Origin of the sequence: Oceanivirga salmonicida (assembly GCF_001517915.1) — a bacterium.
GTDB lineage: Bacteria > Fusobacteriota > Fusobacteriia > Fusobacteriales > Leptotrichiaceae > Oceanivirga > Oceanivirga salmonicida.
The window spans coordinates 1-499 of the sequence record NZ_LOQI01000165.1; the positions used below are offsets into that span (position 1 = coordinate 1).

General features: G+C 58.9%; 1 protein-coding gene. It reads left to right on the plus strand.

Features of this window, described 5'->3' with window-relative positions; all coding sequences use genetic code 11:
- Window positions 1-499, plus strand: a 499-nt coding sequence (locus AWT72_RS10260) for a BCCT family transporter (RefSeq protein WP_197407667.1), incomplete at both ends; no start/stop codon positions are given.

The following is a 499-nucleotide window of genomic DNA, read 5'->3' on the forward strand; positions in this document are numbered from 1 at the left end:
GGACTGCTCCTCGGTAGCACCGCCGGCTGCTGGTTTTTCTTCGGGGTGATGGAAAGCTACGCCATGCACCAGTTCGTTAACGGCGTGATTAACGTACCACAGGTGATGCAGACTCTCGGCGGCGAAACCGCCGTCCAGCAGGTCCTGATGTCGCTGCCGGCAGGTAAGCTGTTCCTCGCCGCCTATCTGTTCGTGATGATTGTTTTCCTCGCCTCGCACATGGATGCGGTGGCCTACACCATGGCGGCGACCAGTACCCGCAACCTGCGCGAAGGCGAGGATCCGGATCGCGGCATGCGCCTGTTCTGGTGCGTGGTGATCACCCTCATCCCGCTGTCGATTCTGTTTACCGGCGCTTCGCTTGAGACCATGAAAACCACCGTGGTGCTGACCGCCCTACCGTTCCTGGCCATTTTACTGATTAAAACCGGCGGCTTCGTGCGCTGGTTAAAACAGGACTACGCCCACGTTCCGGTCCATCAGATAGAAACCCATACCC